The organism is Streptomyces fragilis, assembly GCF_003112515.1.
Classification (GTDB): domain Bacteria; phylum Actinomycetota; class Actinomycetes; order Streptomycetales; family Streptomycetaceae; genus Streptomyces; species Streptomyces fragilis.
This window is the reverse complement of sequence record NZ_BEVZ01000002.1, coordinates 1678386-1705364: the sequence shown is the minus strand read 5'-3', so window position 1 is coordinate 1705364 and position 26979 is coordinate 1678386. Positions and strand designations below refer to the sequence as shown.

Annotated in this window: 26 protein-coding genes and 1 pseudogene; 9 read left to right on the top strand and 18 right to left on the bottom strand. The window is 74.8% G+C overall.

What is annotated here, in order from left to right; translation table 11 throughout:
* Positions 1-9: 9 nt before the first annotated feature.
* From Sfr03f_RS09275 to Sfr03f_RS09220, 12 genes and pseudogenes are all read right to left on the bottom strand, one after another.
* Positions 10-1299 carry an MFS transporter gene (locus Sfr03f_RS09275; RefSeq protein ID WP_245967473.1) on the bottom strand — a complete coding sequence of 430 codons (1290 nt, stop codon included), beginning with the start codon at positions 1297-1299 and terminating at the stop codon, positions 10-12.
* 138 nt (positions 1300-1437) lie between these two features.
* Positions 1438-1797: an MmcQ/YjbR family DNA-binding protein gene (locus tag Sfr03f_RS09270; protein WP_108953157.1), complete on the bottom strand. Its 360-nt coding sequence runs from the start codon at positions 1795-1797 to the stop codon at positions 1438-1440.
* Positions 1798-1859: 62 nt separating this feature from the next.
* A complete protein-coding gene (locus Sfr03f_RS09265; RefSeq protein ID WP_108953156.1) occupies positions 1860-2768 on the bottom strand; it encodes a LysR family transcriptional regulator in 909 nt (302 codons plus the stop codon).
* 110 nt (positions 2769-2878) lie between these two features.
* Positions 2879-4072 (bottom strand): glycine C-acetyltransferase, encoded by a 1194-nt coding sequence (locus Sfr03f_RS09260; protein WP_108953155.1) that lies wholly within the window; start codon positions 4070-4072, stop codon positions 2879-2881.
* Between the two features lie 57 nt (positions 4073-4129).
* Positions 4130-5158 carry an L-threonine 3-dehydrogenase gene (tdh, locus tag Sfr03f_RS09255; RefSeq protein ID WP_108953154.1) on the bottom strand — a complete coding sequence of 343 codons (1029 nt, stop codon included), beginning with the start codon at positions 5156-5158 and terminating at the stop codon, positions 4130-4132.
* Between the two features lie 194 nt (positions 5159-5352).
* Positions 5353-5730, bottom strand: a complete 378-nt coding sequence (locus Sfr03f_RS09250) for a DUF742 domain-containing protein (protein WP_108953153.1) — start codon at positions 5728-5730, stop codon at positions 5353-5355.
* On the bottom strand, positions 5727-6230 hold the full coding sequence (locus Sfr03f_RS09245; RefSeq protein ID WP_108953152.1) for a roadblock/LC7 domain-containing protein: 504 nt from the start codon (positions 6228-6230) through the stop codon (positions 5727-5729). The genes Sfr03f_RS09250 and Sfr03f_RS09245 overlap by 4 nt, the downstream gene beginning before the upstream one ends.
* Before the next feature lie 1582 nt (positions 6231-7812).
* Positions 7813-9069, bottom strand: a pseudogene (locus Sfr03f_RS31510) (sensor histidine kinase); the annotation flags it as partial.
* A 395-nt stretch (positions 9070-9464) separates the two neighbouring features.
* Positions 9465-9707, bottom strand: coding sequence for an acyl carrier protein (locus Sfr03f_RS09235; protein WP_108953151.1), 243 nt, complete (start codon positions 9705-9707; stop codon positions 9465-9467).
* Positions 9708-9782: 75 nt separating this feature from the next.
* Positions 9783-10643 carry an MBL fold metallo-hydrolase gene (locus Sfr03f_RS09230; protein ID WP_108953150.1) on the bottom strand — a complete coding sequence of 287 codons (861 nt, stop codon included), beginning with the start codon at positions 10641-10643 and terminating at the stop codon, positions 9783-9785.
* A gap of 139 nt (positions 10644-10782) precedes the next feature.
* Positions 10783-11838, bottom strand: a complete 1056-nt coding sequence (locus Sfr03f_RS09225) for a patatin-like phospholipase family protein (protein WP_108953149.1) — start codon at positions 11836-11838, stop codon at positions 10783-10785.
* Between the two features lie 191 nt (positions 11839-12029).
* Positions 12030-12308: a metal-sensitive transcriptional regulator gene (locus Sfr03f_RS09220; RefSeq protein WP_108953148.1), complete on the bottom strand. Its 279-nt coding sequence runs from the start codon at positions 12306-12308 to the stop codon at positions 12030-12032.
* Between the two features lie 69 nt (positions 12309-12377).
* On the opposite strand from Sfr03f_RS09220, the gene Sfr03f_RS09215 reads away from it, so the two are divergent.
* From Sfr03f_RS09215 to Sfr03f_RS09190, 6 genes are all read left to right on the top strand, one after another.
* Positions 12378-12950: a rhodanese-like domain-containing protein gene (locus tag Sfr03f_RS09215; protein WP_108953147.1), complete on the top strand. Its 573-nt coding sequence runs from the start codon at positions 12378-12380 to the stop codon at positions 12948-12950.
* 193 nt (positions 12951-13143) lie between these two features.
* The gene (locus Sfr03f_RS09210) at positions 13144-13890 is read left to right on the top strand and encodes a class E sortase (protein ID WP_108953146.1); all 747 of its coding nucleotides are present in this window, start codon (positions 13144-13146) and stop codon (positions 13888-13890) included.
* Between the two features lie 131 nt (positions 13891-14021).
* Positions 14022-14522: an HAD domain-containing protein gene (locus tag Sfr03f_RS09205; RefSeq protein WP_108953145.1), complete on the top strand. Its 501-nt coding sequence runs from the start codon at positions 14022-14024 to the stop codon at positions 14520-14522.
* Positions 14523-14578: 56 nt separating this feature from the next.
* Positions 14579-15316: a class I SAM-dependent DNA methyltransferase gene (locus Sfr03f_RS09200; protein ID WP_170145046.1), complete on the top strand. Its 738-nt coding sequence runs from the start codon at positions 14579-14581 to the stop codon at positions 15314-15316.
* A 61-nt stretch (positions 15317-15377) separates the two neighbouring features.
* Positions 15378-15632: a hypothetical protein gene (locus Sfr03f_RS09195; RefSeq protein WP_108953143.1), complete on the top strand. Its 255-nt coding sequence runs from the start codon at positions 15378-15380 to the stop codon at positions 15630-15632.
* A gap of 193 nt (positions 15633-15825) precedes the next feature.
* Positions 15826-17250, top strand: a complete 1425-nt coding sequence (locus tag Sfr03f_RS09190; RefSeq protein ID WP_108953142.1) for an amino acid permease — start codon at positions 15826-15828, stop codon at positions 17248-17250.
* Positions 17251-17262: 12 nt separating this feature from the next.
* Here the strand turns inward: Sfr03f_RS09190 and Sfr03f_RS09185 are convergent, their stop codons facing one another.
* The 5 genes from Sfr03f_RS09185 to Sfr03f_RS09165 form a co-directional block, all read right to left on the bottom strand.
* Complete coding sequence (locus Sfr03f_RS09185) at positions 17263-18276, bottom strand: ArsR/SmtB family transcription factor (protein ID WP_245967514.1); 1014 nt, start codon at positions 18274-18276, stop codon at positions 17263-17265.
* A gap of 164 nt (positions 18277-18440) precedes the next feature.
* A complete protein-coding gene (locus tag Sfr03f_RS09180; RefSeq protein WP_108953562.1) occupies positions 18441-19241 on the bottom strand; it encodes a glycoside hydrolase family 71/99 protein in 801 nt (266 codons plus the stop codon).
* A 309-nt stretch (positions 19242-19550) separates the two neighbouring features.
* Positions 19551-21092 (bottom strand): APC family permease, encoded by a 1542-nt coding sequence (locus Sfr03f_RS09175; protein WP_108953140.1) that lies wholly within the window; start codon positions 21090-21092, stop codon positions 19551-19553.
* Positions 21089-21943, bottom strand: coding sequence for a universal stress protein (locus Sfr03f_RS09170; protein WP_108953139.1), 855 nt, complete (start codon positions 21941-21943; stop codon positions 21089-21091). Before Sfr03f_RS09170 ends, Sfr03f_RS09175 begins: the two co-directional genes overlap by 4 nt.
* The gene (locus tag Sfr03f_RS09165) at positions 21940-23340 is read right to left on the bottom strand and encodes a flavin monoamine oxidase family protein (protein ID WP_108953138.1); all 1401 of its coding nucleotides are present in this window, start codon (positions 23338-23340) and stop codon (positions 21940-21942) included. Before Sfr03f_RS09165 ends, Sfr03f_RS09170 begins: the two co-directional genes overlap by 4 nt.
* 142 nt (positions 23341-23482) lie before the next feature.
* Between Sfr03f_RS09165 and Sfr03f_RS09160 the strand changes: the two genes are divergently transcribed.
* The 3 genes from Sfr03f_RS09160 (at position 23483) to Sfr03f_RS09150 (ending at position 25667) form a co-directional block, all read left to right on the top strand.
* Positions 23483-24133 carry a TetR/AcrR family transcriptional regulator gene (locus Sfr03f_RS09160; RefSeq protein ID WP_108953137.1) on the top strand — a complete coding sequence of 217 codons (651 nt, stop codon included), beginning with the start codon at positions 23483-23485 and terminating at the stop codon, positions 24131-24133.
* Positions 24134-24302: 169 nt separating this feature from the next.
* Positions 24303-25043, top strand: coding sequence for a LysE family translocator (locus tag Sfr03f_RS09155; RefSeq protein WP_108953136.1), 741 nt, complete (start codon positions 24303-24305; stop codon positions 25041-25043).
* Positions 25044-25241: 198 nt separating this feature from the next.
* Complete coding sequence (locus tag Sfr03f_RS09150) at positions 25242-25667, top strand: hypothetical protein (protein WP_108953135.1); 426 nt, start codon at positions 25242-25244, stop codon at positions 25665-25667.
* 41 nt (positions 25668-25708) lie between these two features.
* Here the strand turns inward: Sfr03f_RS09150 and Sfr03f_RS09145 are convergent, their stop codons facing one another.
* A complete protein-coding gene (locus tag Sfr03f_RS09145; RefSeq protein WP_108953561.1) occupies positions 25709-26857 on the bottom strand; it encodes an MBL fold metallo-hydrolase in 1149 nt (382 codons plus the stop codon).
* Between the last annotated feature and the right edge of the window lie 122 nt (positions 26858-26979).

The window sequence follows — 26979 nt, the reverse complement described above, 5'->3', positions numbered from 1 at the left end:
GCGCCGGTCCTACTCGTGCGGTCCTCCGGGGCGGGCCGGGGGCGCCGCCGCGGGCGCCGGGGCGGCCGGACCGCCGCGCACGGCGGGCCGGTCGGCGCGCGGGAGGTTGCGGATGGCCGGGACCCCCAGCAGGGCGGCGGAGACGACCAGGGTGGCCGCACCCGCCGCCAGCAGCACCTGGCCGGCGCCGAACAGCTCCGCGGCGGGTCCCGCGAGACTCTGGCCGACGGGGACCATGGCCAGCGACCCGGCGACCTCGTAGGCGTGGATCCGGTTGAGGACGGAGGCGGGGACCTGGGTCTGCACACTGGTCGCCCACATCACCGCCCAGAAGGCCCGCCCCGCTCCGGCGACCACGGCTCCCGCCGCCATGGCGGGCACGTCCAGTCCGGCTCCCACCGCGGCCGGGAAGCAGGCGAAGGCGGCGATGGCGATGCCGCCCGCGCGCAGCATCCGCCGGGGGCGCAGCCGGAAGGCCACCAGGCCGCCGATGACGGTGCCGGCGCCGAAGGCGGAGTTGACCAGGCCGTAGGAGCCGGCACCGTGTTCGCGGACCACCTCGGCGGCGACCAGCGGAATGGTCGGGCCCCAGGAGGCGACCATCATCAGGCACCAGATGAGGATCACGCCCCACATCCAGGTGCGGGAGCGGAACTCGCGCCAGCCTTCCGCCAGATCGGCCAGGAAGGCGGCGACCACGCGTCCGGCCGCGTTCTTCCGGCGCGGGAGCGGGGGCAGCCGCAGCAGGACGAGGCACAGGGCGCCGACCCCGTAGGTGGCGGCGTGGGCGGCGAAGACGCCGCCGGGCGAGGCGAAGGCCACCAGGACGCCCGCGAAGGCGGGTCCCAGCAGCTGGGCGCCCGCCTCGGCGGTGCCGATCGCCCCGTTGGCGCCCTGTACGTCGGTCGCCAGCCGGGGCACGGTGCCGGCGACCCCCGGCTGGAAGACCGCCGCGGCGACCCCGTTGACGGCGCCGATCACGCAGATCTGCCACAGCACCACCTGGCCGGTGAAGAACAGCACGGCGGCCAGGGCCTGGGTGACCAGGCGGACCAGGTCGGCCCCAATCATCAGCCGCCGTGCGTCGAACCGGTCGGCGAGGACCCCGCCGAAGACGACCAGCGCGGCGAAGGAGCCGGCGGTCGAGGCCATCGCCAGGCCCACCGCCCCCGCGCCGTGGCCGTGCTGGAGGAGGCCCGCGGCGAGGGCGACCGGCAGCATGGCGTCGCCGAGGGCGGCGACCGCCCGGGCCAGGAAGAACAGCGTGAAGTTCCGTGACCACAGTGCCTGTCCCGCCACGGTGCCCCTCCCCTGGTCCCGCCACCACGTCCCGCTGTCCGTCACGGGTCCCCACCACCCGGAACCACCCAGTGGCGACAGGAACATGACACCCTGCCGCCGGACCGGCCCGTCGTCCCAACGGCGGGCCGGGCGGGCTCATTCCCCGGCGGGTACCCCGAGCCCCGGATGGGAGTCGCGCAGGGCGGTGGAGGCGGCCTGGCGCCAGGAGTCGGCGAGGATGTCGCGGAGTTCGCCCTCGTCCTCCAGCGCGGCGAGCCGGACCCGGATCCAGGCGAAGGCGCTCTCGTGGTCGGCGATCCAGAACTTCCCGGGTTCGGCGAGGACCAGCTCGTCCCGCTCCTCCTTGGGGCAGCGCACCGCGCAGGAGGACTCGTCCTCCGGCAGGGTGGCGAACATCTTCCCCGCCACCCGGAAGGTGGGCATGCTCCAGGCCGTCTTCTCGGTGGTGTCCGGCAGGGACAGGGCGATTCGGCGTACGTCGTGCGCGTCCGGCATGCCCGCAGGGTAGCGGCGGGCACCGACAACGGCGGGCGGACGGCGCGTCGCCCGCCGGACGGTCACCAGGCTCCGCGCGCCGCCTCGCCCAGCGCGTCCAGCACGGGACGGATCAGCGGGTGCGCCTCGGAGCCCCGGCGCACGGCGGCGAAGACCCGGCGGGTGGGGGCCACGCCCTCCACCGGCCGCACCGTGACGCCGGCGAGGTCCGTGCCGCGCAGGGCGGACCGGGGCACCAGAGCGACTCCGGCGCCGGCGGAGGCGAGGGCGACGACGGCCCGGAAGTCGTCGGAGGAGTGGTCGAAGTCCGGCTGGAAACCGGCGCTCTCGCAGGCCAGGACCACCACGTCGTGGCAGGGGTTGCCCGGGTAGGGGCCGATCCACGGGTCCTTGGCGAGCTCCGCCAGCGGGACCCGGCCGGCCTCGGCGAGACGGTGGGCGGTCGGCACGACCGCGTCGAAGGGCTCGGCGTACAGCGGCACGTGGGTGAGGCGGGCGTCCCCGGCCGCCGGGGCGCCGCGGTACTCGACGGCGACCGCCACGTCCACCTGCCGGTCGAGGACCATCGGCAGGCTGGCGTCGCCCTCGGCGTCCCGTACCCGCACCCGTATGCCCGGGCGGCTGTTGGCCAGGGCCGCCAGCGCGGGTGCGACGACCAGCCCGATGCCGGTGGCGAAGGCGGCCACGGTGACGGTGCCGGCCTCTCCGGAACCGTAGGCGGCCAGCTCGGCCTCGGCCCGCTCCAGCTGCGCGAGCACCGCGTTGGTGTGCCCGAGCAGGATCTCGCCGGCCGGGGTGAGCCGTACCCCGCGGGCCCCGCGCTCCACCAGGCGGTGCCCGGTCTCCTGCTCGAGCGCGGTGAGCTGCTGGGAGACCGCGGAGGGGGTGAGGTACAGCGCGGCCGCGGCCGCGGTCACCGTCCGGTGGTCCGCCACCGCCCGCAGGATGTGCAGCCGCCGCGCTTCGATCACGCTGCCATTGTCTCAGCTCACGGCGGGTGTCCCGGCCCCGCGCCCGGCATCGCACCCGGCACCGGACGCGCGCCCGCCCCGGGCCGCCTGAGGCCCGGGGCGGGGGCGTCTCAGCCCTCCAGCTCGGCGCGGGCGGAGACGAACGCGGCGATCGCGGTCTCCACGTCCTCGGTGGAGTGGGCCGCCGACAGCTGCACCCGGATCCGGGCCTGCCCCTGCGGGACGACCGGGTAGGAGAAGCCGATCACGTAGACGCCGCGCTCCAGCAGCAGCTCGGCCATCCGGCCGGCGACCGAGGCGTCACCGAACATCACGGGTGCGATGGCGTGCTCGCCGGGGAGGACGTCGAAGCCCTCCTCGGTCATCCGGCGGCGGAACAGCTCGGTGTTGCGCGCCAGGCGGGTCCGCAGCTCGCCGGCGGACTCCAGCAGGTCCAGGACCTTCAGCGAGGCCGCCGCGATCACCGGGGCGAGGGTGTTCGAGAACAGGTACGGGCGCGACCGCTGCCGCAGCAGGGCGACGATCTCCGCCCGCGCGGCGACGTAGCCGCCGGAGGCGCCGCCCAGCGCCTTGCCGAGGGTGCCGGTGAGGACGTCGACACGGTCCATGACGCCGAAGAGCTCGGGCGTGCCGCGTCCGCCCGGCCCGACGAAGCCCACGGCGTGGGAGTCGTCGACCATCACCATGGCGTCGTACCGGTCGGCCAGGTCGCAGATCTCGTCGAGCGGGGCGAGGTAGCCGTCCATGGAGAAGACGCCGTCCGTGACGATCAGCTTCCGGCGCGCGCCGGAGGCGGCCTTGAGCTGGGCCTCCAGGTCGGCCATGTCGCGGTTGGCGTAGCGGAATCGCTGCGCCTTGGACAGGCGGATGCCGTCGATGATCGAGGCGTGGTTGAGGGCGTCGGAGATCACCGCGTCCTCGGCCCCGAGCAGCGTCTCGAAGACGCCTCCGTTGGCGTCGAAGCAGGAGGAGTAGAGGATGGTGTCCTCCTGCCCGAGGAACGCGGAGACGCGTGCCTCGAGCTCCTTGTGCACCTCCTGGGTGCCGCAGATGAAGCGGACCGAGGCCATGCCGTAGCCCCAGCGGTCGAGCGCCGCGTGCCCGGCGGCGACGATCTCGGGGTGGTCGGCGAGGCCGAGGTAGTTGTTGGCGCAGAAGTTGAGCACCTCGCCCGGGCGGCCGCCGGCGGTGACGTTGACCTTGGCGGACTGCGGGGTGTCGATGACGCGCTCGGGCTTGTGCAGGCCGGCGGCGCGGATCTCGTCGAGGGTGGCGCGGATGTCGTCGCGCACGGAGTCGAACATCTTGGGCTCCAGGCTCCAGGGGTGGGTGCGGGGCGGCGGGCGGGCCGGGGCCGCGGGTCAGACGGTCCAGTCGAGGATGACCTTGCCGCCCTTGCCGGCGGCGGCGTCGGCGAAGGCCGCCTCGAAGTCGCGGTGGTCGTAGCGGCCGGTGATGACCGGGGCGAGGTCGAGACCGTTCTCCAGGAGCACGGACATGGCGTACCAGGTCTCGAACATCTCGCGGCCGTAGATGCCCTTGACGGTCAGCATGGAGGTGACGATCCGGGACCAGTCGACCGGGAACTCCTCGGAGGGCAGGCCGAGCATGGCGATCCGGCCGCCGTGCGTCATGTTGGCGATCATCTCGCGCATCGCGGCGGCCTGGCCGGACATCTCCAGGCCGATGTCGAAGCCCTCGCGCAGGCCCAGTTCGCGCTGGCCGTCGGCGATCGTCGTCCGCGCCACGTTGAGGGCGAGGTCGGCGCCGACCTTCCGGGCCAGGTCCAGGCGCTCGTCGCTGACGTCGGTGACGACGACGTTGCGCGCGCCGGCGTGCTTGGCGACGGCGGCGGCCATCAGGCCGATCGGGCCGGCGCCCGTGATCAGGACGTCCTCGTTGACCAGCGGGAACGACAGCGCGGTGTGCACGGCGTTGCCGAACGGGTCGAAGATCGCGGCGACGTCGAGGTCGACGGGGACGCGGTGCACCCAGACGTTGGCCGCGGGCAGCGCGACGTACTCGGCGAACGCGCCGTCGCGGCCGACGCCGAGGCCCACGGTGGCGCGGCACAGGTGGCGGCGCCCGGCCAGGCAGTTGCGGCAGCGGCCGCAGACCAGGTGACCCTCGCCGCTGACCCGGTCGCCGGGCTTGATCTCGGCGACGTCACGGCCGGTCTCGACGACCTCGCCGACGAACTCGTGGCCGATGACCAGCGGCGTGGTGATGGCCTGCTGGGCCCAGCCGTCCCAGGCGCGGATGTGCAGGTCGGTGCCGCAGATGCCGGTGCGCAGCACCTTGATCAGCACGTCGCCGGGGCCGATCGTGGGCTCCGGGACGTCCGTGAGCCACAGACCCGGCTCCGCCTTCTCCTTGACCAGCGCCTTCACCGATGCGGCTCCTGTGCGTGCGTTCCCGCGCCCGGGCATGGCGAAGCAGCCCGGGCGCGGGGAAGAGGTTGGGTTACCTCTAGAACATGCCGCACCGGAGGTGTCCGGGTCCATCGAGGTTTTCTTAACCTCGGCCTCAGGATTCCTTCAGACGCCGTCCGGGTGTTCCGCGCTGCCGCCCCGCGGGGTCCGCACTAGAGGCGTCGCCGCAGCTCGTTCCGGACGTGCCGCAGCACGGCGGGGTCCGCCGGGGTGTGCCGGAAGGACGGCGCCTCGGCGAGGAGCAGTCCGGTCTCGACGAGGTCGGAGACCACCACCTTGGCGACGCCCACCGGCAGCCCGAGCCGGGCCGCGAGCTCGGCGACGGTCACCGGGGTCCGGGCGAGCTTCAGGGCTCGGCCGTGCTCGGGGCCGGGATGGCCGGTGGCCGGATGCCCGGTCGCCGTCACGTGGGTCAGCAGGTCGAGGTCGGCGGTGGGCCGGGTGCGGCCGTTGCTCACCGTGTAGGGCCGCACGAGCCGGCCCGCCTGCTCGTCGAGCCAGGGGCCGTCGTCGGCCGCCGCCGTGATCAACGCCGGGTCACCGCGGGCTCGGGCGCGGCCCCGGCCGCGGCGGCCTGCGGGGCGGGCGGACGGACGGCGGCGTGCCGGGGGGCCGTCACGAGGTAGGGGCGCACGCTCTTGACGAGCATGGCCATCTCGTAGCCCAGGACGGCGGCGTCGGTGGCGCTGTCGGCCAGCACCGCGAGACAGGTGCCGGAGCCGGCGGTGGTGACGAACAGCAGGGCGGACGTCAGCTCGACGACCACCTGGCGGACGTCGCCGCCGTCGTCGAACGTGAGCCCGGCGCTGCGCCCGAGGGAGTGCAGGCCCGAGGCGAGGGCGGCCATGTGATCGGCGCCCTCCTGGTCCAGCCCGTGACCGTACGCGGACCGGACCAGGCCGTCGCAGGAGAGGAGCACGGCGCTCCGGGTGTGCGGCACGCGCCGAACGAGGCCGGCCAGCAGCCAGTCGAGGTCGGCGGCGCGGTCGGTACAGGTGTCGGTGTGCGCGGTATGCGTGTCCGGGGCCATGGTGGGTCGACTCCTAGAAGGCTGGGGGGAGGGCGGTTTGGGGGCTGGGGGACGGCGCGGGGTGTGGCGGCTGAGGGCCGGCGGTGCCGAGCACTGGCCGTCCGGGGCCGGCGGGAGACGGTCAGAGGTCGGCGGGGTTGCCCCGGCCGCCGGTGGCGGTGGTTTCGGCGGTCCCGGCGGTCCCGGCGGTTTCGGCGCCTTGACCCGTCTCCGCGTGGGCCTCCGCGCCGGGGAACGGCGTGTCGTGGGCCTCGGCCAGTCCGACACCGCGCCGGAAGGCGGCCATCAGCTGGGGGTCGTGTCCGGTCTCCTCCTGGACGGCGTCGGCCTCGGGGCGGGGAGTCGGACGGGACCGCAACTGCGGGGCGAGGTGCGACTGCGCGCGGCGGCGGGGCAGCGGGGGCGGGCCGGCGACGGGCTCCTGCGCGGGCGGTACTCGGGGTCCGGTGGGGCCACCGGCCGGGGCGGCGGACCGCATCCCGGGCAGCGCGCCCGCGGGTGTCGCCCGGCCGTCCCGCTCCCGCACGGGAAGCGACGCCCGGGGTCCGGCGTGCGGGGCGACGTGCTCGTCGTGCCGAGGCGACGGCAGCGGCGGCGTCTCCTCGGCGGGGCGCGTCGCCTGCCGCCACGCCTCGGGCAGGGCGCCGGGGTCGGGCCGGCCCGACTGCGCCGGGGAGTCCTCGCCCGGGCCTTGCGGGGCCGTCCGGGCCGTCCCGAGCGCCCCGGGCCAGGCGTCCTCGTCACCCGGCCGCCCGGCCACGTCGTTCCGGCCGGGCCCTCGGACGAGCGCCTCGGCAGATGCCGTGGGCTCGGGAGACGGCTCCGGCTGCGGCTCCGGCCACGCGGTTCTCCGGTCCAGGTGTCCCGCCCCACCCTCGTACTGCGTGGTCGCCGGACTGCTGGGAGCGGCAGCGGGACGGTCCGCCGGGGCGTCTCCGAGGGAGCGCCACGGGTCGGGCGCGGGCGGCGGCGTCGGGGACTCGGCGGCGAAGTCGTCCGGTGCCGCGAAAGGGGCGTGCTCGGCCGGCGCGAGCGGGTCGGCGGCCCTGCCACCCGCGTCGGGGGTCCGGCCCCACGGCCCGTCCGCCTGGTACGCACCGTCGCCCCGTGCCTCCCCCCGGAACGGCAGGCCGGCGGAGGAATCCTGCGCGGTCACCGGCCGATACGGTCCCGGCTCGGGTCCCCCGGCGTGGGCCCCCGCCCGCTCGACGGCCGAGGCGTTCCCCGGTGAGGGACGCCGGTCCGCGTTCTCGCGGAGCGCGGGGTCCGCGGCCTGGGCGGGAGAGAACAGCACCGTCTCGTCGGGCAAGGGCTCCGGCCCCGGCCCCGGCCCCGGCATGACGACGGGCGACTGGCCGCCCTCTCCTGGGCCGTCCACGCCCGGGCCGGATCCGCCCGGTACCGGGCCGGACCACGCGGCGTCCGCGGCCTCCGGCAGGGTCCCGTGCGACACGGGGGCGACCAGCCCAGGCGTGGATCCGGGCCCCTCCGCGTCGGCGTCGGCGCCGGGCCGTTCCCCGTGGTGGGACGCCGGGCCGGGGAGCCGCCGCTCCCCCGTGCCGGCCGGGCCGCCCGCCGTGGGCGGGTTCACCGGGGCGTCCTCGGCGGCCGGGGACGGTTCCACCGGCAGGGGCCCCAGCAGTTCCTGCGGCAGCACCAGCACCGCCTGCACGCCGCCGTAGATGTTGCTGCCGAGCCGGACCCGGACGCCGTGCCTGCGGGCCAGCTGGGACACCACATACAGTCCGATCCGCCCGTCCGCCAGGAGGCCGGCGACGTCGACCGTGGCGGGGTCGGCCAGCAGCGCGTTCATCCGCTCCTGTTCCTCGGAGGGCATCCCGAGGCCGCGGTCCTCCACCTCCACCGCCAGGCCGACCGCGACCGCGTCGGCGCGGATCGCCACCTGGGTGTGCGGCGGCGAGAACACCGTCGCGTTCTCGACCAGTTCGGCGAGCAGGTGGATCACGTCCGCGACGGCGTGCCCCCGCAGCGTGCCGTCCACCGGCGGAACGACCCGCACCCGCGCGTACTGCTCGACCTCGGCGACGGCGGAGCGCAGCACCTCCTCGAGCGCGACGGGCTCGCTCCACTGCCGGCGGGAGACCGCGCCGCCCAGGACGGCCAGGTTCTCGGCGTGCCGCCGCACCCGGGTGGCCAGATGGTCGACGTGGAAGAGGCCCTTGAGCAGGTCGGGATCCTCGATCTCCCGCTCCAGCTCGTCGAGGACGGCGATCTCCCGGTGGGCCAGTGACTGCAGCCGCCGGGCGACGTTCACGAACACCTCGATGCGGTGCTCGACCCCGGCGCCCCGGTCGCCCCCGCCCACCGTCGCCGCCTCCTCGGGGGTCTCCGACGCGCGCCGCGACAGGGTCTCCAGCGACTCGCGGTGGGCCCGCTCGAGATCGTCGGCCAGCCTGCCGAACGCGTCGGCGGCCGGACCGCCCGGTCCCGAGGCACAAGCCTGGTCCTCTGCCGCGTCCGGGGCCTCGAAGGTCGCCGACTCCCCTGCGGCCGCCCGCCGTTCCTCCGTCTGCTCGGCGACCCGGCGACGGATCTCCTCGACGCGTACGGCCACCGAGTGCGCGGCCCGGCGCGCGGCGACGGCCGCGGCGGCCACCGCCACCACCGCGAGCGCCAGCGCCCCGGCCAGTACGGCCCACAGGGCAGGCCCGGCAGGGGTGCCGGCGGTGCGGAGCACGAACAGCACGGCCGCACCGCCCCCGAGCGCCACGGCCACGGGCGGCAGCACCGCGATGCGGGACAACTGTGTCCCCAGGGGCGGGAGTTGCCGTCGCTGCTGCGGCGATCTGCGGTCGGCCGGTGCGCGGAGGTGAGACATCGACGTCCTCGTGCTGGGCGGTGCGTCAGGGACCGGGGGCACTCGTGCGGGCGACGCGCGCACCCCGGCGCGGCGGACACTCACAGTAGTCACGCCGTCGCACCTATCGCCGGGCAGTTGGGCAAGTCCGAACCTCGACAACCCTCTCCCGCAGGACAGTTCGCACACCTGACCTACACCCGCGCCCCTGTCACCTCAGCCACCCCACGGCCCGGACGTCACGCAACGTGTTCACCGCCGGTCCACGCGGGCCCCTGCGCACGAATCCGGTCGGCACGGCTCCGGTCCGCACGGCTCCGGTCCGTACGGGTCCCGCCGGCACGCACGGAGCGGCGGGCGGACGCGACCGCGCCCGCCCGCCGCTCCCCGGCCGAGGCGAGTGCTCGGCCTCCGTGTCATCCCGCCCCGGGACCCGCGGCCTCGGTCCCGGACAGCTCCTTGAGGAACTGGTGGCACTTGGCCGCCCGGTCGGAGTCCTGTGCCATCACCGTGCGGAAGAACTCGGCGATCTCGGTCTTCCCGGCGTTCTCCGCGTCGCGTACGTACTGCCCGTAGTCGTGTCCGGCCTTGAGGGAGTGGTACTGCACGGAGATCAAGTCGAAGACGACATCGCTGAAGCCGGTTTCACCCGTGGCCATGATGGTCCTCCCGAAGTGCGTCGAAATGCGGACGTGGGGCGGGTTTCACGGGGGACGGCCGGTCAAACGGGCAGCTCACCCGCTCGGCCCGTCCACCACCCGGGTCCCGCCGCCCGGCTCGACCAGGGCGCGCTGCCCGTGGCGGCAGTGCACGACCCGGTCGGCGAGACCCGCGCGTTCCGCCTCGGCCAGGAAGGCGGTGAGCGGCGAGCGCATCACCGTGTAGTCGCCGTAGTGGACCGGCAGGACGGCACGCGGGTCGACGAGCCGCGCGAGTTCGGCGCCCTGTTCGCCGTCCATGGTGACCAGCAGACCGCCCGGCAGGGTGGTGCCGCCCAGGTGCAGCACGGCGAGGTCGGGTCCGGGGAAGCGGCGGGCGATCTCCGCGAGCCCGGGGTACATCAGCGTGTCGCCGGAGATGTACAGCCGCAGCCGGGGCGGGCCGGTGAGGGGGCCGAACTCGAGCAGGCTGCCCATCACCGGCGGCAGCAGTCCGCGCAGCAGCGGGTGACCGGCGTGCCGCCCCGGCGCGGCCGTCACCCGGACCTGGGCGTCGCCCCGCCGCACGACGTACTCCTCCCAGGTGCGCAGCCCGACCGCCCGGTGGAAGCCGTGCACGCCCTGCAGACGGCGGGACGCGTGCGGCGTGGTGACCACCGGGAGGGACCGCGGGAGGTGACGGCGGGCGCGGCGGTCCCAGTGGTCCCCGTGCAGGTGGGACAGCAGCACGGCGTCCAGCTCGGGCAGGTCGCCGAGGCCCAGGGCGGGCTCGGTGAGACGGCGGCTGAGCAGGCCGTAGCCGAGGTAGGCGTGCTCGCCGCGGTGGAGGAAGTTGGGGTCGGTGAGCAGCGTGAGCCCGCGGTAGCGGAGCAGCAGGGTCGCGTTGCCGATGAAGTGCAGGTCGAGGGCGTCGCTGTCGTCCGACGACGGGTGCATGGGGACCACCGTGTTCCTGGCCGGGCTGCGGGAGGTCGCCCTCCCCGGTTCCCGGCCCGGAGTACCCCGGTCGGGCGTGGGGAAGACCTCCGTGCGTGACCGACGTCGGCCGCCCGGCGGCTCGCGGCCGCCGCCGGGGTCAGGCTCCGGAGGGCTGCAGGACCCGCTCGACCGCGGCACGGCCGGACTCCAGCGCCGCCTTGAGCAGCCTGCCGTCGCGGGTGAGCCGTCCCACCTTCGGCGAGTCCAGCGCCGGACGGACCGACATCACCGCCGTGCCGTCCCGGCCGGGCAGGCCGCCGCGGTCGTACTCGGAGAGCAACGCCTCGTCCTCCCGCAGGCGGTGCGCCCGGGCGAAGTAGCTGTCGTGCAGCGCCTTCGGGTAGCGGCGCAGCGCGGTGGCGGCGACCAGGCGGGAGCCGTACGACGGGCGGACCGCCCCGTCGGCCGCGGGCGCGGGCAGCAGGTCCTTGGGAGCCGGCCGGGAGCGCAGCACGAGGACGTGGGTCGCCCCCTGGGCCAGGGCGGTGCGGTAGGGCACGGACTCCGCGAGACCGGCGTCGTAGTAGTGCCGTCCGCCCAGCTCGACGGCCGGTCCGGCGAGGAAGGGCAGCGCGGCGCTCGCCCGCAGGGCCAGGCGCAGTTCCGCCGGGCCGGCGAGGAAGGGGCGCAGGTCCGTGGAGAGGCCGGTGTGCGCGTCGGTGGCCAGCGGGTGGTACTCGACGGGGTGGGAGAGCACCGCCTGGAAGTCCATCCGCGCCACCTCGGCGTAGAGGTGCTCGACCAGTGTCCGGACGTCGACCACCGGCCGGCCGCGCCAGAGGTTCGACGGGCGGATCATGGTGTTGGCGTACTCGGGTTCGGCCCAGCCGTTGAGCTGCTCCGGGGCGCCGCTGAGCAGCCAGGCGCCGGTGATGGCGCCCGCCGAGGAGCCGTACACGGCGTCGAAGGCGCCGACCAGACCGGCGTCGTGGAGGGCGAGCGCCATGCCCGCGGAGAAGGTGCCGCGCATGCCGCCGCCCTCGATCACCAGGGCGAGCCGCAGGTCGTCGTGGCGGGCGCCGGGACGGCTGCCGTCGCGGGTGCGTGCGGCGACGGCCCGCAGGACCTCGTGCCGGTCGTGGGGCGAGTCGGGGTGCGACCCGGCCCGCCTGCCGTCCGCCTGCCTGTCGTCGGCGACGGGCTTTCGGCTCATGCGTGGCTCTCCCTACGGTTCCGGCGGCGTCCCGGGCGCGGCCGGGCGGCCGGAGGGCGCTGCGCACGCCATTGTCCCCCGCCGCGAGGACGGACCTCCTGCCGGGCCCGGCTGCCCGGACCCGGCGGGACGGGGCCCCGCGGCCGGAGGCTGCCCCCACGGCCGGAGGCGGCCGGGCGGGAGGCGGCGGGTCAGGCCAGCGACAGGAAGAGCTTCTCCAGTCGCGCCCGCATCTGTGCCGAGTCGCGGATTTCCGGGTCCTCACTGGTCATGCACTGCTGGAGCCCCGTCGCGATGATCGAGAAACCGGCCCGGTCCAGTGCCTTGGAGACGGCGGAGAGCTGCGTGACGACGTCCTCGCAGTCGCGGCCCTCCTCCAGCATCTTGATGACGCCGGCCAGCTGACCCTGGGCGCGCCGCAGTCGGTTCAGTGCCGACTTGAGCTCCTCGGCGCTCATGTCGAGTTGCACACATCCTCCTCTTGATACCCCCGTGGGTATCCTACCCTCGGACGAGCACCCACTGAAAGGCATTGTCGCGTGAGCACCTTCACCACCCTGACCACGGCCGAGGCGGCCGCGCGTGCGGACGACTTCACGATCATCGACGTCCGCACGCCCGGCGAGTACGCGGGCGGTCACCTGCCCGGCGCCCACAACGTCCCGCTGGACCGGGTGAGGGAGGCGGCGGACACCCTGCGCGCGGCCGCGGACCGGGGTCCGCTGCTGGTGGTGTGCGCCTCGGGCGCCCGCTCCGCCAACGGCTGCGCCCAGCTGGCCTCGCTGGGCATACGGGCCGCCACCCTGGAGGGTGGCACCGCCGCCTGGCAGGCCGCCGGTCACCCGCTGGAGCGTCCGGCCGGCGCCCGTTCCGTGTGGCCCATGGACCGCCAGGTGCGGCTCGTGGCGGGTTCCCTGGTGCTCCTGGGCTTCCTCGTCGGCCTGGCCTGGCCGCCGGCCCACTGGCTCTCCGGCGCGATCAGCGCGGGCCTGGTCTTCTCGGGGGTGTCCAACACCTGCGGGATGGCCGCCGTCCTGGGCAGGCTCCCGTACAACCGGGGCGCCGCGGGCTGCCCGACGTTCGACGAGACCCGTCGCCGCCTGGCCGCCTGAGCACCGGCGCGTGACCGCCCGGCCGCCCCGGCCGTCTCCGCCGCGGGGGGGGCCGCTCGGGACCCACGACGGCCGGCTCCGGGAACACCGCGGCGGCGTCCGATGTTCCTGGGGAGGAAAGGTGCGGTCCCATCCCGCGGTGGCGCGCACTCCACTCCGGGGCGCCGGCCGCCCCTCGTCCCCCACGAGTGCCATGGCCCGTTCCCGCCCCGCATCCGCAGCCTCGGCCGTGCTGGCCGGGGTCGCCGCCGCCTCCCTGACCGTCGGCTGCGCCACCGGCGCGGCCGGCGACCGCCGCGACGCGCGCCCGCCCGCCCCGGCCGTGGCGGCCACCGCGCTGGCGACCGCCTCGGCCTCCCCGGCAGGGGCGGAGCAGGCCCGGGCGGCCCGGTCCCCGGCCGAGCACCCTCCGACCCGCCCCGATCCGCACACGCGGGAGGCACGCCTGAGCATTCCCGCGCTCGGCCTCGACGACCTGCGGGTGGTGCGGTACGAGGGGACGACGGACGACCGGCCCGGCACCCGCATCCAGGACCGGGGGCACGCGGCCAGCCCGTACGGGCCGGACGGTGGCGTCGGCCCCGGCGAGATCGGCAACCACCTGGTCACCGCCCACCGGCTCTCGGCCGGCGGCCCGCTGCGGGACCTGCCCTCCCTGGACGTGGGCGACCGGGTCCTGGTCACGTCGGGCGGCACGGTCCACGAGTACCGGATCACCGAGACCCGCACGACCTCCTTCCGCTCGGGGCGCTCGCTGGCCGAGCAGCGCGCCGAGGTGCCGGGGCATCCGGGCCGCGAGGCGACCCGGGCCATGATCACCGTCTCGACCTGTGCGACGCCCGAGGACGACGCGGCGGGCAACTTCTGGCGGGACGGCAACGGCAACCCCGAGCACCGCATCGACAAGATCGGCGTCCTGGTCTCCTCCCGCCCCGCGTAACCTCTCCCCCATGAACGCCGTGAATGCCATGGACGCCATGGACGCCGAGGCGCCGTGCGGCCTCCCGGGAACCCGGTCGACGTGTCCCTGACGCGCCGCCCGGTGCCGCGGACCCGGCCGGTGACACCCCGGTGACCCGGCCCGTTCCGGTCCTGTTCCTCGACGTCGACGGCCCGTTGCTCCCGTTCGGCGGCGCCCGTCCCGCGCCCTCGAGCGCCGACGCGGACAACCCCCTGCTTCCCCGCCTCGACGCCGGCCTCGGCCCCCGCCTGCTCTCCCTCGGGTGCGACCTGGTGTGGGCCACCACCTGGCAGGACGAGGCCAACGAGGTCGTCGCCCCCCGCCTGGGCCTCCCCGCCCTGCCGGTGGTGCGGTGGCCGGAGGACCCGGACGGCACGGGCCCGCCGGGCACACCGCGCGGCCTGCACTGGAAGACCCCCGCCCTGGCGGCCTGGGCCGGGGACCGCCCGTTCCTGTGGGTGGACGACGAGATCGGCCCGGTGGACAGGCTCTGGGTGGAGGGCGTCCACCCGGCGCCCGCGCTGCTCCACCGCGTCGACCCCCGCCGCGGCCTCACCGGCGGGGACCTCGCCGTGCTCGCCGCCTTCGTGGGCGGCCTGGGCGCGGCCTGACGGCGTGCCCGAAAAGGCTTCGACATCCGACCGGCGGATCAGCACACTGTCCGCTCGTGACAAGCAGCGAAATCTGGTCCAAGGAAATGGCCGAGCGCTACGACGCGGGTGAGACGGTCATGGTCTCCCCCGAAGTGCTCGGCCCCACCGTCGACTTCCTCGCCCGACTGGCCGGCGACGGCCCCGCCCTGGAGTTCGCCATCGGCACCGGCCGGGTCGGTGTTCCGCTGCGGGAGCGGGGCGTGCCCGTGACCGGTATCGAACTGTCCGAACCCATGACCGCCGTGCTGCGCGGCAAGGTCGACGAGGAGACCCTGCCGGTCGTCGTCGGCGACATGGCCACCACGGTCGTGCCCGGCAGCTTCACCCTCGTGTACCTGGTCTACAACACGATCTCCAACCTGCTCACCCAGGACGAGCAGGTCGAGTGCTTCCGCAACGCCGCCCGGCACCTGGCCCCCGGCGGCCGCTTCGTCGTCGAGCTGGGCGTCCTTCCCCTGCGGCGGATGCCACCGGGACAGACCGCCGTCCCCTTCGACGTCTCCGAGCGGCACCTCGGCTTCGACACGATCGACATGACCGACCAGCTCCTCGTCTCCCACCACTTCGTCCTGGAGGAGGACGGCCGCTACCGGCGGGGCAACTCCCGCCACCGGTACGCGTCGCCGGCGGAGCTCGACCTGATGGCCCGCATCGCGGGACTCGAGCTGGAGCAGCGTGTCGCGGACTGGGACGGCTCCCCCTTCACCAACGACTCCGAGAAGCACGTCTCCGTCTGGCGCAAGCCCGCCTGAGCCGCCCGAGCGCGGGTACCCGCACCGGCGCACACAGCGGCGAGCCGGAGGGAAGACACACATGGTGATCGACGAGACGCTGGTGAAGGAGCTGCTGGACAGGCCGTCGGACGACGCCTCCCTGGTCCTGCTCGAGGGAACGGCACAGGTGGTCGACGGCGCCGCCCTCGAGGGCGACGGGGCGTTCCGCGGGGCGGCGGTCGTGGTCACCCGCGGGGAGCTCGTGGAGCGGCTGGGCGGCACGTCGCCGGACGAGGCGGACCTGACCCGGACGGCGGCGTCCCTGAGCGACTCCATCGGCAAGCTGGGCGCCTGACCCGCCCCGCCCGGCCCGTAAGAGGGCGACCGGAATCCTTCGGTCCGAGGACCCCTGCGGCGTAAGACTTGTCGCGCGCCCAGGGGTCCAAGCGGACAAAATCGAGCGATTTTGCGCCATCTCCTCTCGTACCCAATCATGGTCGGCACGCCCGGCGATCCCGGGCGTCTGCACGACGAGAGGCGCACCACCCATGCTCCCCACCCGGACCTCCTCCTCCCCTGCCCGCACCTCCGCCCCGCGGCGCGACGACGCCCCCTCGGCCCCCCGCTCCGCGGCGCCGGGGCAGGACGCGGGGAACGGCGACGGGAACCGGCACGCCCGGCGCTTCGGCCTCCCGGTGGCCACCGCCCTGGTCATGGGCAACATCATCGGCGGCGGCATCTTCCTGCTGCCGGCCTCGGTGGCGCCGTTCGGCACCGTGAGCCTGGTGGCCTTCGCGGTGCTGACCGTCGGTGCGATCGCCCTGGCCCTCACCTTCGGCCGGCTCGCGCGGCGCGACCCGCGCACCGGCGGCCCGTACGTCTACGCCCGTGAGTCGTTCGGCGACTTCGCGGGATTCCTGGCCGCCTGGTCCTACTGGATCACCACCTGGGTGTCGAACGCGGCGCTGGCCGTGGCGGCGGTCGGCTACCTGACCGTGCTCCTCCCGGCCGTCGGCGACCACCGCTGGTCCCTCTGCGCGGCCGCCCTGGTCCTGCAGTGGCTCCCGGCGCTCGCCAACTTCGCCGGCACCCGGTGGGTCGGCGCCGTCCAGCTCGTCTCCACGGTCCTGAAGTTCGTGCCCCTGCTGCTGGTCGCCGTGGGCGGTCTCTTCTTCTTCGACGCCGACAACCTCGGCCCCTTCAACGCGAGCGGCCGGAGCACCGTCGGCGCGGTCTCGGCGGCGGCGGCGATCCTGCTGTTCTCCTACCTCGGCGTCGAGTCCGCCGCGGTGAGCGCGGGCGACGTCGCCGATCCCCGGCGCAACGTGGGCCGGGCGACCGTCATCGGCACGGCCGGTGCGGCGCTGGTCTACCTGCTGGGCACGCTGGCCGTCTTCGGCACCGTCGCCCACGACCGGCTGGTGGACTCCTCCGCGCCCTTCTCCGACGCGGTGAACGCGATGGTCGGCGGAACCTGGGGCGGCTGGGCCGTGGCGGTGGCCGCGCTGGTGTCGATGACCGGCTGCCTCAACGGCTGGACGCTGCTCAGCGCGCAGACCCCGTACGCCGCCGCCCGCGACGGGCTCTTCCCGGCCCGCTTCGCCCACCGCCGCCGAGGGGTGCCGGTCTTCGGCGTGGCCGTCACCGTGGTCCTCTCCTCCCTCCTGACCGTCTACAACTACGCGTCGCACTCGGCCCGGATCTTCGAGGTCCTGGTCCTGATCACCACCTTCACCGCCACCGTCCCCTACCTCCTGGCCACCGCCGCCCAGCTGCGCCACCTGGTGGCCGGCCGCCACGACCAGGTCGACCGCGTCCGCCTGCTGCGCGATGTGACGGTGGCCTCCGTGGCCGCCGGCTTCTCCCTCTGGCTGGTCGCCGGCTCCGGGTACGCGGCCGTCTACCAGGGCACCCTGTTCCTCTTCGCCGGCGTCCTGGTGTACGCGGTCACCGCTGCCCGCAGGCGCCACTGACCCGTCCGCCGCTCACAGCCGCGGCCGACGGTCCCGGTCCGCGCCCGCGCGCAGCGCGCTGTCGCCGCGCAGGAGGGCTTCGCCCAGAGGGCTGAGGGCGTGCAGGACGGCGCTGCCGACGCGGCTGGTGGTGAGCAGGCCGGCGTTGCGCAGGACGGCGGCGTGCTGGCTGGCGGAGGCGAGCGAGACGCCGGCGCGTTCGGCGAGGGCGGTGGTGGAGGCGGGGTCGCGGACGGCGGCCAGGACGGCCGCGCGGGTGCGGCCGAGCAGGGGTCCGAGGGCGTCCGCGGTCCTGGCGGCCGGCGCTCCGGCGTGCATGGGGTAGATGAGCACGGTCGCGTCCTCGGGCCGGTACATCAGCGCGGGGCCACCGAAGTACGAGGGCACGAGCACCAGGCCCCGTCCGCAGAGCGGCACGTCGACGTGGTGCGTGCCCGGCCAGGGGATCCGCAGCACCGGTGGTTCCCAGCGCCACAGGACGCCGAGGGTGGCCAGCAGGCCGTCGACTCCGCCGCGCAGCAGCGTCTCGGCCCGCAGCGCCCGGTCGGTGACCGCGTCGGCCCGGATCCGCGGCCACACCTCGGCGAGGCAGGAGCCGTGGTAGCGCCGCAGGTCCGCGGCCAGGCCGCGCCGCGCCGCGGCCGTGCCCTGGGCGAGGTCCCGCAGCCGGCGGGCGGCGCGGGCCGAGAGCGACAGCTCGGCCAGATCGGCGGCCAGCCGGTCCGCGGGCGTTCCGGCGGCCTGCAGGACGCCGGTGTCGAAGTCCTCCTCCAGCTGGACCAGGAAGTCGGGGAGGACCCCCTCCCGGGGAACCAGCTCGAACAGGAGGCCGGCCCGGAGGGCCGCACCGGGACGGGTCTGCCGCAGCCACTTCCCCAGCCCGGGCCGTGCGCCCTGTCCTCCGGCACCCTGCCCTCCGGCCGGCCCGGCGCGCAGGCGGCGAACGCTGAACGCGGCCTCCCCCAGGGCGTCGGGCCCCGCCAGAGTGACGTTGCTCAGGTCGGCGGCGGTGAAGTGTAAGCGCATCACGGCGTCCGATCATGGCCCCGTGGGGCCGTTTTGACCAGGCGTGGACGGCTCCCCGGCCGGTGGGCCGCCGGGGCGGGCAGCGGAGCCCGGCGCCACGACGTGGGGCGCCGGGGGCCGGATCCTCCGGGCCGCCGGGGGGCGGCGCGGAGGACCCGGGGGTCTCAGCAGCCGATCCGGCGCCCGTCGAGGGCGATGTCGTCCAGGCGGACGTCGTAGGAGGAGGGGCTCGGGTTGCCCTGGTAGAGCTGCCAGCCGATCTTCACCGTGTCGAACTTGGGGAAGACGAAGTCCGTGTCGGCGCCGCCGTGGTCGCGCGTGGAGACGGTCAGTTCGGGCTTGGGCTTCCCGTCGATCCAGACGGAGATCCTGTTGTCGGAGGCGTCCATGCGCCACTCGACGCAGCTCCAGACGCCGGCGGTCGCGGGGGCGGACTCGCGCCAGGCCGTCCAGTCGCCGGTGGGGCCGCCGTCGGAGCCGACGCCCCACAGGTTCCTGCCGAGGTCCGGCACGTACTGGCCGCCGAGCGGACGGATGTAGCCGGGGCCCTCCCCGGTCGCCTCGACCATGGTCCAGTGTGCCCAGTCGGGGGCCGTCGGGAAGGCGTCGACGTGCAGGCGGACGCGGCCCCAGAAGCTGTTGGCGGGCGGCCGGACGCCGTCGACCCGCAGGAACGCCTTGCCGTTGCCCTGGGTGCGGATGCGCAGGTGCTTGCTGTGACGGGAGGCGTCACGCTCGACGCTCAGCGTGCCGCCGGCGGTCTCCGTCGTCCAGCCGCGGCCCCGCGTGGTCTCGCCGCCGGGAAGGGTGGCGAAATCCTCGCAGAACATCAGGTGGCGGTGGGCGCAGGTGCGGTCACCACCGCGGTGGTCCGGTCCCGGGGCCGAGCCCCAGGACGCGGGCGCCGCCGCGGTCGTCGCCGCCAGCAGGGCGGTGAGCGCGGCGAATAAGCGGGTCTTCCTCATGTGCAGGGCCTCCAGTCCCGATGCCGCCCGGCGGTCCCGGGCGGGGTGATCGTCGAGGACATCCTGGCCGGTACGCATCCCGATGCCCAGGGTGTCTCGTGGGTAACTTGAGGCCGCGGCCGCCCCGTCTCCCGCGGGCCCGCCCGGAAGGGCGGTCGGGGGCGAATCCACGCGTGCCGGTGCCCCAGTGACGGTGTCGTGGCCGGTGTACGAGCCGGTGTACGGGAGCCGGTGGTGACCGTGCGGGGCCGCCGCCCGGTCACCACCGGGCGCCGTGGGGCGCGCCCGAGGGCCGTGGGGAGCCGGGTGTCAGACGGCGCTCCGCGAGTCCGTGCGGGGAAGGGTCACGCCCCGGAAGAACTCGGGCCGGCGCAGCCGCTGCGTGATCATCACGACGACGCCCAGCAGGAGCACGCTGACGCCGAGGACGAAGACCAGGCCGATGCCGCCGATCTGCGACCCCGAGCCGTACGACGGGTCCATCGAGTCGTAGCAGGTCTGGACGAAGAAGACGAGGAGCAGGATGCCGCCGGTGCCGGGCAGCAGGCCCTTCATGAGGAAGGCCTTCGCGCTGCGGCCGAGCTCCTTGCGGAAGTACCACACGCAGGCCAGGGCCGTGATGCCGTAGTAGAAGCAGACCATCATCCCGAGCGCCGTGATGGTGTCCCACAGGACGTCCTCGGACAGCACCCGCATGACGGCGTAGAAGGCCGAGGCCACCAGCGCCGCCGCGACCGTGGCGTAGCCCGGGGACTGGAAACGGGGGGTGATGCGTGCGTAGGCCGGCGGCAGTGCGCCGTAGTGGCCCATCGCGAGCATGGTGCGCGCCGGGGACACGAACGTCGACTGCAGCGACGCGGTCGACGAGGAGAGCACCGCGAGGGACATCAGGATGGCGGTCGGTCCCATCACCGGGCCGGCGAGAGCCGCGAAGACGTTCTCCTGGATGTCGGCGTTGCCGAGCCCGTGCGCGCCGTCCGTGACGCCGGAGTAGCTGAGCACGCCGAGTGCCACCGCCATGTAGAGGGCGACGATGACCATGATGGTGGTCAGGGCCGCCCGCCCGGGCGTGGTGGCGGACCCCTTGGTCTCCTCGTTGATGGTGAGGACGACGTCCCAGCCCCAGTAGATGAAGACCGAGAGGGAGATGCCGGCGGCGAAGGACGAGAAGGAGTCGACGGCGAACGGGTTGAACCACTCGGCGCCGATCGAGGAGGCGTCGAAGGCCGTGCCGTCGCCCACGTGGCCGAACGCGGCGACCGAGAACCAGACGAGGACGCCGACCTGGAAGGTGACCAGGACGTACTGGACGGCCTTGGTGGCCTCGAGCCCGCGGTAGGAGATCCAGCAGGCCAGGGCCATGAACACCAGGCAGGTGGCGACGTTGAGCGGGACGTTGCGGGTGAGTTCGGCCAGGCTGTCGTCGCCCGTCACCTGGGCGAGGAGCAGGTAGAAGAAGTCGACCGCGATGCCGGCCAGGTTGGAGAGCACCAGGATGGTCGCGGCCAGCAGGCCCCAGCTGCCCATCCAGCCCACCCACGGCCCGAAGGCACGCGAGGCCCAGGTGAAGGTGGTGCCGGCGTCCGGCATGGCCCGGTTCAGCTCGCGGTAGCCGATGGCGACCAGGAGCATCGGGAGGAAGCCGACGAGGAAGATGGCGGGGAGCTGCTCCCCGACGACGGCCGCGGTGGGGCCGAGCGCGCCGGAGAGCGTGTAGGCCGGGGCGATGCAGGAGACGCCGATGACGACCGCGCCCAGCAGCCCGACGCGCCCTTTGGCCAGGCCTTTGCCGCCGTCACCGTCGTCGCCGGAGGCGGTGGCGCCTGCTGCGGGGGTGGTCGTCGCTGTCATCGCGGTTCTCCGTCCGTGTGCGGCACGACCACCATGGGGATGGGCAGGTGCCGGAGAATTCTGGCGGCCGTGGTGCCGAGGAAGGTGCGCCGTCCCGGCGCGAGGCGTGAGGAGCCGACCAGCAGGACGCCGCGCGGGTCCCAGGCGATCGACTCGACGGCCTGCTTCATGGTCCGGCCCTGTCCGATCTCGACCCGGGCCCGCCCGTCGGTGAAGTCCTTGGCGGCGGTGGCGATCAGCTCGGTGGCGCGCCGGCGTGCGGACTCCTGCGCGCCGTCGTGCTCGTCGATCTCCAGCAGGGAGACGAGGTGCAGGTCGAGTCCGGCGCGGCGCGCGGCCTCGACCGACTCGCGCACCACCAGCTGGGCCCCGGGGCGGGTGCCGACGGCGCAGTAGATCCGCTCCAGCAGCCCGGGGGACTCGTGGCGGCGGGGCACCAGGGCGACGGGCACCGGCGAGGCGTGGAGCAACTGGGTGGCCACGGGCCCGACGGTGAAGCCGGGGCCGCCGCCGGACGCGGTGCCGACCACCACCAGGCGGGCGTCGAGGTCCGCCGCGGCCTCGAGGATCCCCTGGGCGACGGACCGGTGGTGGCGGATGTGGGTCTCGACGGGCACGCCGGAGGGGACCGACGCCCGCGCTTCCTCGAGCCACCCCTTCGCCTGGTGCTCGACCAGGGACTCGATGTCCGGTGCCGGCGGGTAGGCCGCGCCGAAGGGGGTGTCGGCGCGGACCACGAGCACGATGTCGAGGACGGCTCCCAGCGACCGGGCGAGGTCCGCTCCGGTCCGCAGGGCGACCTTGCTCCGTTCGTCCCCGCCGTAGGCGACGACGTAGTGCGGGGCGCTCATGAGGTCTCTCCCGGGGGTGTGTCGGTCAGCTCGTCGAGCAGTTCCTCGGCGGTCAGGCGGCCGATCCGCAGGGCGCCCTCGACGTGCAGGTAGCCCTCGGCGGCCAGGTCGGAGCTGGCCCAGTGGATCGGGCCGACCGGGGTGCGCTGGTCGGCGCCGTACCGGGTGAGGCCGCCGAGGTCGAAGGTCGCGCCGTAGGCGCCGCGGGTCCACTCCTCGCTGCCCCAGTCGCTCTCGTAGTACACGACCGGCTCGAGGGCCAGCTCGCCGAGGTAGGCGGCGACGGACTCGAGGATGCGACGGCGGCGTTCGGCGGCCGGCAGCGCGAAGACCTCGTCGGCCTTCTCGTCGGAGACGAAGCCGACCAGGGTGCCGCGCGTGTCGCCGTGGTTGGTGTTGTCGTAGACCTCCTGGACGAGCTCGCCGGCGCCGAAGCCGGTTCCGGAGAGGCCGTCCGCGCGCCAGAAGGGCGTCTCGTACACCGCGTGCACCTTGATCACCAGGCCGAGCGAGAGGTGCTGGTGGAGCTGGTGCTGACGGCGCGGCAGGGGCGGCTCGTAGGAGACCCGGGTGTAGAGGTTCGGCGGCACCGCCATGACGACCTTCCGGGCGCGGACGGTGACGCGGTCGGAGACGACGGTGACTCCCGCCTCGTCCCACCGCACCGTGCGCACCGGGGTGGAGAGGTGGACGTCGTCCCCGAGGGCGGCGGCCATGGTCTCGCTGACCGACTGCATGCCGCCGACCACGCGCCGGTCGAGGATGAAGTTCTCGTCGACGAGGTGGGAGAAGGAGCCGGCGGACGCCGCCATCAGGATCGCCTGGAGCGCGGAGAAGGAGTGCGCGGGCTTGGTGAGCATCCCGCCGGCGATGAAGAGCCCGATGTTCTGGCAGGCCTCCTCGTCGTCGGACTGGGCTCGGAGCCAGTGGTGGAAGGAGATCGTGTCGAGTTCGCGGGCCTTCGGGTGCGCCCACGGCTCGCGCGCGCCGATCTCGGCGGTGAGCGCGTCGAGGAGCTCGATCAGCCGGTCCATCTCGGCGGCGGTCTTCTCGCCGACCGGGAAGCGGTCGCCGGTGTACCGGGTGCGGGTGCCGTCCGGGGCGACGTAGACGGAGTCGCCGTCGCGGTGGCGTGCGTAGGTCTCCAGGCCGAGCTCGTCGAGCAGGGCGAGCAGCTCGGTCTGGTCGGGCGAGACCCACTGACCGCCGATCTCCAGCCAGGCGCCGTCCACGGTGTCGCTCCACGTGCGCCCGCCGACCCGGTCGCGGGCTTCCAGGACGGCGACGGTGACGCCGGCCTGGCTGAGGCGGCGGGCGGTCGACAGGCCTGCCGGTCCGGCGCCGACGACCACCACGTCACGGTCGATGGTGAGGGGGGTGGACTGGGGGGTGTGCATGATGCTTCTTCCGGAAGACAATATGAATGTCGCTCATTTAGCCTGGACGGGAAGCACCGCGTCAAGGGATCCCGGGTAAGAAATTGGCCTGCTGATCAGCCCCTCGGGAAGCGCCGGAGCGGCGTCGTGAGAGGGTGACGCGGTGACGTCTTCCGAACAGCCGCGACGCCGTGGGCGCCCCACCGCGCCCCTGCTGTCGCAGGAGAAGATCACCTCGGCGGCGGTGGAGCTGATCGAGCTGCGGGGGTATTCGGCGCTCACGATGGCGGCGCTCGCCCGGCAGTTGGGGGTCGCGCCCTCGGCCCTCTACAACCACGTGAGCAACAAGCACCAGCTCCTGCGGTGGATCCAGGACCACGTCAACCGGGAGATCGACTGTTCGGACTTCGAGGTGCGTCCCTGGGACGCCGCGCTCGAGGCGTGGGCGCACTCCTACCGCGACGCGTACGCGCGGCATTCGCTGCTCGTCCCCGTCATCGCGGTGACTCCCATCGCCGGATCCCCGCACACGGTCGCGATGTACGAGAAGGTCGCGGCGGGGCTGCGGGCCGGGGGGTGGCCGGACGATCAGGTCATGGACGTCGTGGTGGCGGTGGAGTCCTTCGTCCTCGGCTCGGCCCTGGACGCGGCGGCGCCCGACGACATCTTCGACGTTCCGGCCGACCAGGCTCCCGTGCTGGCGCGGGTGGTCGGCGCGCGGGTGGGCCGTGACGCGGCCCGGGCCGCCTTCGACCTGGGACTGGCGACGGTGCTGGCGGGTCTCCGGGACCGGCTGCGGGCCCTCACGCCGTGACGTCCGGGGCGCGTCACCGGCCCTGACCGGGCGTCGGCGGCCCCGCCTCGCGCAAGGTGGCCGGAACGCCGCTGCCTTCGGCGGGCGAGGGCGGGCACCCGTACCCGTACCCGCCGTGCCGCCGTGCCGCCCCGGCGCGCGGACGGCAGGGGTGACGGAGGGAGAGCGGATGTCGGTCGACCTCGTCGGTTTCCTGGGGGTGGTGCTGGTCGCCTATCTGGTGCCCGGCCCGGACTTCCTCGTGGTGGTGCAGGCTGCCGCCGCCCACCCGTCCAAGGGGCGGGCGGCGGCGCTGGGCGCCCAGACCGGCTTGTGCGTCCACATGCTCGCCGCAGCCGTCGGGCTGTCGCTGATCGCGGCCCGCACTCCGGTGGTCTTCCAGGTGGTCAAGCTGCTGGGCGCGGCGTACCTCGTGTACCTGGGGGTGCGGGCGGTGTCGGCGGCCCGTCGTGCCGCCGGGGCACGGGCCGCCCGGCGGAAACCGGCCACCGGCCGGACCGGCCGTGAGTACGGGCCGGGCGACGCGCAGGACAGCCCGGGCGACGTGGAGGCCTGTGCGGACGGCTCCGGGCTCGAGGCCGGCGCCTCGGGAGCCGAGGCGGGGCGGCGGGGCCGGTGGCGTTCCGGCTTCAGGCGGGGCCTGCTCACCAACGTGCTCAATCCGAAGGCCGCACTGTTCTTCCTGAGCGTGCTGCCGCAGTTCGTGCACGGCGAGGGTTCCCCGGCGCGGCAGATCTTCCTCCTCGGCGTCCTGGACGTGCTGATCGGCGTCGTCTACTGGTTCGCCCTGGTCGCGGTCGCCGCGCGAATGCGGGCCTTCCTCGCCCGTCCGGACGTGCGCCGCCGCTGGGAACTGACCACCGGCTGGCTGTTCATCGCCGTCGGCGTGGGCGTCGCCGGCTCCGCCTGAACCCGCCCGGGCCCCGCGCCACCGGCAGGCCGGAACCCCTCCTGCCGGTCCGGGCCGCGGGACGCCCGGGGCCCCGGCGGATCGGTGCGTCGTCCTCATTACCTCGGCGGTAATCGACGATCCGTCAGCCCCACGCGAAGGTGGGAACCGCAACGACGCACAATCCGCTGCCGACGAACTCCGAGGGGATCACCTGCCATGACCACGACCGACGCGACCACCGCAATCCGCCGCCCTCAGGAGGGCGCACGCGTATGGCTGTCCCGCTTCCTCGCCCTCGACGCCGCCGTGACCGGCGCCAACGGGCTCGCCTACGTGGTGGCCTCCGGCCCCCTGGGGGAACTGCTGGGGGTGGGCAGCGCGCTGCTGTTCGAACTGGGTATCTTCCTCGTCCTCTTCGCCGGGGCGGTGGCCTTCCTGGCCACTCGGCCCGCGCCTTCGGTGAAGGCCGTGACGGCGGTGATCGACGCGAACGTGGTGTGGGCGGTGCTCAGCATCGTGACGGTCCTGCTGTGGCTGGACGCCCCCACCACGGCCGGCATGCTCTGGATCCCGATGCAGGCGCTGACGGTCGGAGGCTTCGCGGTCCTGCAGTTCGCCGCCCTGCGCCGCTACCGGGGCTGACCGCGGCGCCCGTGCGGGAGCCGCGCCGCTGCCCCGCCGACCTACGGACCGGCCGTGGAGGAGGCCTCGGCGGCCGGTGCCGTGCGTCGGCGCCAGTGCCGGTCGAGCGGTGCGGACACCGCGCGCCACCACGGCTCGGCCGGCAACTCGGCGCCCGGCGTGAAGGGTTCGCCGGGGCGCGGGAACGCCACCGGCTGCCCGGCCTCCTCGGCCACGTCGTGGATCCACTCGGCCGGCTCCGCCCACGGGTGCAGGGCCAGGTTGAAGGTGCCCCAGTGGATGGGCAGCAGCACGCCGCCGGGGCCGCCGCCCTGGAGGTCGAGGTGGGCGCGCAGGCCTTCCTCGGGCGTCATGTGGATGTCGGGCCAGTGCTCGGAGTAGGCCCCGAGCTGGATCATCGTCACGTCGAACGGGCCGTGGCTCGCGCCGATGTCGCGGAAGCCCTCGAAGTAGCCGGTGTCGCCGCTGTGGTACACGCGGTGCCGGTCACCCGCCACGGACCAGGAGGCCCACAGCGTGTGCTGGGTGTTGCGCAGGCCGCGGCCGCAGAAGTGGCGGGCGGGGGTGGCCGTGAGCGTCAGGGAGCCGACGCGGGTGGACTCGTGCCAGTCGAGTTCGCGCAGGCGGTCGGCGGGCACGCCCCAGTGCTCCAGGTGGGCGCCGACGCCGAGCGGCACGGCGAACAGGGTGTCGGTGCCCGTCAGCGCCTTGATGGTGGGCATGTCCAGGTGGTCGTAGTGGTCGTGCGAGATCACGACCACGTCCACCGGGCCGAGCGCGGCGAGCGGCGCCGGCACGGGGTGCAGCCGGCGGGGCCCCGCGAAGCCGACCGGGGAGCAGCGCTCGCCCCAGACGGGGTCGAACAGCACCCGGTGGCCGTCGATCTCGGTCAGCACGGTGGAGTGTCCGAGCCAGGTGACGCGCAGGCCGTCGGCGGGCGGGGAGGACAGTTCGGCGAGCGTGCCGGGATGAACGGGTATCGGCCGGGCGGGGGCGCGCAGCGCGCGGGCCTCGCGGTCGAGGAAGCCCTTGGCCAGCTCGCGGCGCCCGGCGGGGGCGGGGGTCGTGCGGGCGGGCCCGTCCGGGTTGCGGAAGACGCCGTCGGCGAAATGGGGCGACGCCTCGATGCGGGCCAGGCGCTCGCCCCGGGGCTCGGCCCCGAAGGACACCGGCCGCAGGCCGCGCAGCAGGGAGGCCCCTGCCGCGGAGACGGAACGGGCAAGGGAACCGGTGTCGCTCACAGGTGGCCTCCAGCCGCCGTGCCGGACCGGTGGTCCGTGCCGGCGTCGTCGTGTTGCGTGTGTCCGCGCGG